5 protein-coding genes are annotated in these 4,581 nt (G+C 48.2%); all 5 read right to left on the reverse strand.

The features are described from left to right. Window positions 1–1,352: FAD-dependent oxidoreductase (locus AC1DUA_RS24685; protein ID WP_477502282.1), on the reverse strand; the 1,352-nt coding region annotated here is incomplete at its 3' end. Between the two features lie 17 nt (window positions 1,353–1,369). Then, window positions 1,370–2,476, reverse strand: a complete 1,107-nt coding sequence (locus tag AC1DUA_RS24690) for a hypothetical protein (RefSeq protein WP_477502284.1) — start codon at window positions 2,474–2,476, stop codon at window positions 1,370–1,372. After that, window positions 2,473–3,261 carry a creatininase family protein gene (locus tag AC1DUA_RS24695; protein WP_477502285.1) on the reverse strand — a complete coding sequence of 263 codons (789 nt, stop codon included), beginning with the start codon at window positions 3,259–3,261 and terminating at the stop codon, window positions 2,473–2,475. Before AC1DUA_RS24695 ends, AC1DUA_RS24690 begins: the two co-directional genes overlap by 4 nt. Beyond that, window positions 3,258–4,016 (reverse strand): SDR family NAD(P)-dependent oxidoreductase, encoded by a 759-nt coding sequence (locus tag AC1DUA_RS24700; protein ID WP_477502286.1) that lies wholly within the window; start codon window positions 4,014–4,016, stop codon window positions 3,258–3,260. Before AC1DUA_RS24700 ends, AC1DUA_RS24695 begins: the two co-directional genes overlap by 4 nt. An 11-nt stretch (window positions 4,017–4,027) precedes the next feature. Next, a partial coding sequence (locus AC1DUA_RS24705) for an MGH1-like glycoside hydrolase domain-containing protein (protein WP_477502287.1) occupies window positions 4,028–4,581 on the reverse strand: 554 nt, incomplete at its 5' end.

Raw genomic sequence — 4,581 nt, forward strand, 5'->3', positions numbered from 1 at the left:
TTGGTACACTCCTCCCCTTTTGGAATAATAGCTCGATACGAAATCGGATAAGGCCCATTGGGACTGATTTCAACATTCCCCTCATTGATACAACGACCGTCCAGAACTAATCTCCGGCAGTTGTGCGAGTCCATCGTGTAGGCGGCTAAGCCAACCGAATCTTCTTCTGTTCGAAAGTGTCGGCAGTGATGCTCGGTCATTACAACGTCTGAAATCATACGTCTTGCCTCACGAATATAGAGTTGATGCGGCCAACCGCTTGTCGTGGTAAACTCATCAGCCGGAAGCCCCCATGTAGTCACTTCAGCTCGAATAGCTGCTGGAATGGTGTCATCATTAGCGAGGAAATAAAGCATTCCCATATTATAGTGAAGATGCTGCTGAAAGAGCTGCTCGCGAACCGCATAGCTTGCCTCTGGCCAAGCATAGTTACGCCCGATATAATCGGTCGAAATCCCGCCCCAATTATTCAAATCACTTTTGCCGCCCGGCATCACCTTATTGAGCTTCAAAGCATCCCAGACACCGTTACGAATATATCTCGCCAATAAGGCGAATTCGTCGCGATTGTRGGTAGGCGGCTCTGGAAAAGGAAGTTGATTATCCGGGTTACTGCTTAAGCAGATTCGGAAATTGTAAGCCTGAACAGAATCATCTCCCTGACCTTGCACACCTGGTAGCGCATCGGTTATTCCTGGCAGCAGCCCGCTATCGATCTTCCCTTCAACTACATAGGGGTCTACCCAAGTCGTAAAATTATGTTTGGGATGACCATAATGAATTCCGTTCAATATCTCTTTGTACACGGTGCCCGATTCTCTGCCTACATGATAGGAAACGCCAGCTCGTGCGAGCAAATCTCCCTCATAGGAAGCATCAATAAACATAGGAGCTGTATACACATTTCCGTCTTCCATTTTGATTTGTATGATACGTCCTGATTGCAGCTCTACGGCTTCTAAATGCTGCTCAAAGTACACTGGTACTCCTGCTTGCTGCAACCACTCCGTGAAGATCCGCTCCGCCACATGAKGTTCTAACGCCCAAGTCCTTCCATCTGGCTCAGCACTGCCGTAGTGCTGCCCTAATGCTTGATAGAACTCGCTGGAAATCCCCCCAATAGCCATCGTGTTAYCGACATCCGTACGTCCAAGACCACTTGCCGTCATTCCGCCTACATGCTGGCTGAACTCGGCAATCACCGCTTTAAGACCCATGCGGCTTGCTTGAATCGCGGCTGCTATGCCTGCAGGAGTACCTCCATAGATACAAAGATCAGCCTCAATCCGATGAGGTTGACGAGGTAGATCCTGCTTTGGCTTATAATAATATAAATTTGAAAAAGCACTCATCCGGTCTCCTCCTCGGTTTAATTTGGATATGTGATAGAACACAGCTGCGGTGATTCTATCTTGCTTCCTAGATGCAGAGATTCCATGGCCAGATTGATCATTCCAGTTGTCAGAAATGTCCGTTCCGCACAGACAGTTGAACGACCAGTCAATACCATCTGCTCAATCAATTCAGTCAGCTTCTCAAAATGGGTGTAGGGACGACCCATTCCGCTATCACAGCGAGCAGCAGTAATCTCTCCATTTACTTCACGAAAAGCAAGTCCCCACTCTCGTATAAATCGCTGCAGCTGCAGGACGTAACCTTTTAATCCGTCGATATACGTAACAATGAACAGAACAGGGACATCAACATGATCCCTCGGATGCCCTGGCAGAACATCTCTTAGCGAGCCTAGTGCCTGAATCATGAGATCCTCGGGAACCTCCCCCCGATCCATTGCCGCCCACACCGATCTCCCTTCCAGCGTTTGAACCGAACGGATTCCGGTCTCACCGCCTTCTCTTTGTTCGGCTGCGGCCTGCAGCACCTCCATGCCATGAAAGCCATATGACTCAATGCCAAGCCAACTGACCACGAAAATCTCCTTCACATGATGTAATTTCTCTGAAGAATAGGTTGGCAATTGAGGCGTATGCGGAATAGAGGATCCCCCCAGAAAAGGCAGTCCTCTCTTCAACAGCTCGCTGTATATCCACTCCGCATCCTGCATGCTATATGACAGATGTTTATCATTAAATATGGGGACACTCAGCCCTAATAAATCCAAAGCTCGGAACGTTTCTTCAAAAAAGTAGCGACGTGGATACAGCCTTTGACGCTTCTCGTTCCATGCATAATCCCCATGTTCGCCTATCAATAGAACGCCATTAATTGGACTTCCAACATGCGGAGCAGCAATTGCGTCCAAAATGGAGCCGTAGACTGGAATCCCTCGCGCTTGCGCTACTGCAATGCCACTATCGTTAGAAGGAACCTGATCCAGATACAGCGATACCACATCAATCTGCGGGGCATAGCCGAACATGCCTAGCAGCCGTCCGATGATCACTTCCGCATGGGAATCTGGCCGAAATTCCGTTAGGATGGCAGCTACTTTTTTCCGCTCAGTCTTTGCGCTCATTGGGCCAGTTCCACTCCTTCATTCATCCAATTACAGACTTGCACAAGCCACTCTGCGGTCGATTCAATGATTGCTTGCAAGTACATGGCTCCCTTGGCCGCATCAGCCTGATGAGCAGAGTCTGTATAACCATCCACACCTGTTAAGTAACTATGTTTGCCGATGAAAGAACCTTGTGGACCCGCATTAATCCAAGACCGCTGCGGATGGATCGGGCTTCCTGAGGTCACATTACGTATCAGATCTGGCGCAAGAGACGCGATAAGTGAAGTTTCGAAGCCTCCGGCATGCCCCGGGACCATCCCCATCTCTTGCGCGTGAAGCTCCGTAAGGACTGATCGAGATAAACTCCAATAAGAAGTCGAAGCCGTCCAAATATCATGCTCCACGGCTAGATCCTGTGCGGCCTGATGCATCATGGGTTCATTGCCACCATGTGCATTCAGATAGATGATTTTACGAAAACCACCACTCACTAGGCTTTCACCTATTTCCTTCAGCATGAGAAGATAAGTAGATGAAGTGAATGATAGGGTACCGCCGAATGCCAAATGATGCTGTGAACATCCCACAACCAGCGTTGGGGCCAATAGTAGCTTCGTAGACACCGCAGCCTTTTTGCAGGCCTCAATCGCAATATGTTCACCTATCAAACTGTCGGTAAATACCGGAAGATGAGGTCCATGCTGCTCCGTAGCCGCAAGTGGAACTACTACAGCATACCCTTCCTGGGCTTGCCGCTTTAACGTTTCGCGTGTCCCGTGGTGAAACAAGAAATCGTTCATAGTGCAAATCCTCCATCAATAGTAAGCAGTGCGCCAGTGATATAGGATGCGGAATCAGAAAGCAAAAAGGCAGCCAATTCCGAGACTTCATCTGGCGTTCCCGAGCGGCCAAGCGGAGTCATCTTGGCAACAGCTTCTTTGAAGGAAGACGGCAGTGTGCTTAAAGCCTCTTCCGTCTTAATGTCACCCGGGAGCAGAGCGTTAGCCCGAACGCCCTTATGGGCGTAATCTGCGGCTATGACACGGGTCATCTGGTTGACGCCTGCTTTGGCAGCACCATAAGCTAGGCAGGTAGACTTCACTTTATGACTTAAGACAGAGGAAGCATTAAGAATAACGCCTCCTCCCGATTCAATCAGGAGTGGAAGAGCATGTTTATTAATCAGAAAGGTGCTCGTCAAAGTTCCTAAAAGCACTTGATTCCATTCCTCTAAAGTGAGCTGCAGCGCGGGTTTGGATATTTGTGTATAGGCATTATGATATAAACCATCCAAACGGCCCCATTGCTTCTGAACACTTTCTAAGGCAGTAGTGACTTGTTTCTCATCTCGCGCATCGGATTGGATGTACAATAAGTCATTTGGGAGATACGAAGCGATGGCTGGTTCGTTCAACCTTTGTTTCGCATCCTCTGGCGTAACAAGATCAGTCGCCACAACTTTGGCGCCTCGCTCAAGAAACATCCTTACGGCTGACAAACCCAGCTTGCCTAGCGCCCCCGTTACTAGAATCACTTTGCCGCTTAACTGAGCCACATTGGTTCCTCCTATGCCTGTTCCATTAGTAGACAAGCTGTCAAAGCAGCCGACCAATGAAAATCTCTGACGACGTCCATCTTCTGACGAATGTTATACCTACCTGTCGATGGACCTTTTCGATCACAATCTGGAGGAGGGACAAGGTCGGCAGAATCAAAATACTCAAAGATAACCCCGTATTCTTCATAGTATTTTTGCACCATTTGGATACATTGCTGAGCAAGTTGCTTTGCTTCCGATTGTCTCCCTTGCTTCTTAAGGCCGGTATAGACAAGGTAGTTCATATTCATCCATACAGGACCTCTCCACATGTCTGTGCTGTATGTTTCTTCTGAGGCGGCTGTTGTTGGAATTGGGAATCTAGTTTGAAAATGATTAGGATCCTGCAGCATGGCTACCAATCGTTCCGTTCGTTCTTGAGGCATATGATCTAGAAGCAATGGTAAAAATCCACTTACAGCCTTCACCCTAGAGAAGTTTCCGTCCATCTCTCGATCATAATAAAAACCATCGCTCTCATCCCAGAGCAAATTCTGAATCTGCTCATTAAGATCGGATGCTT

The organism is Paenibacillus sp. 01T422, from assembly GCF_056398785.1.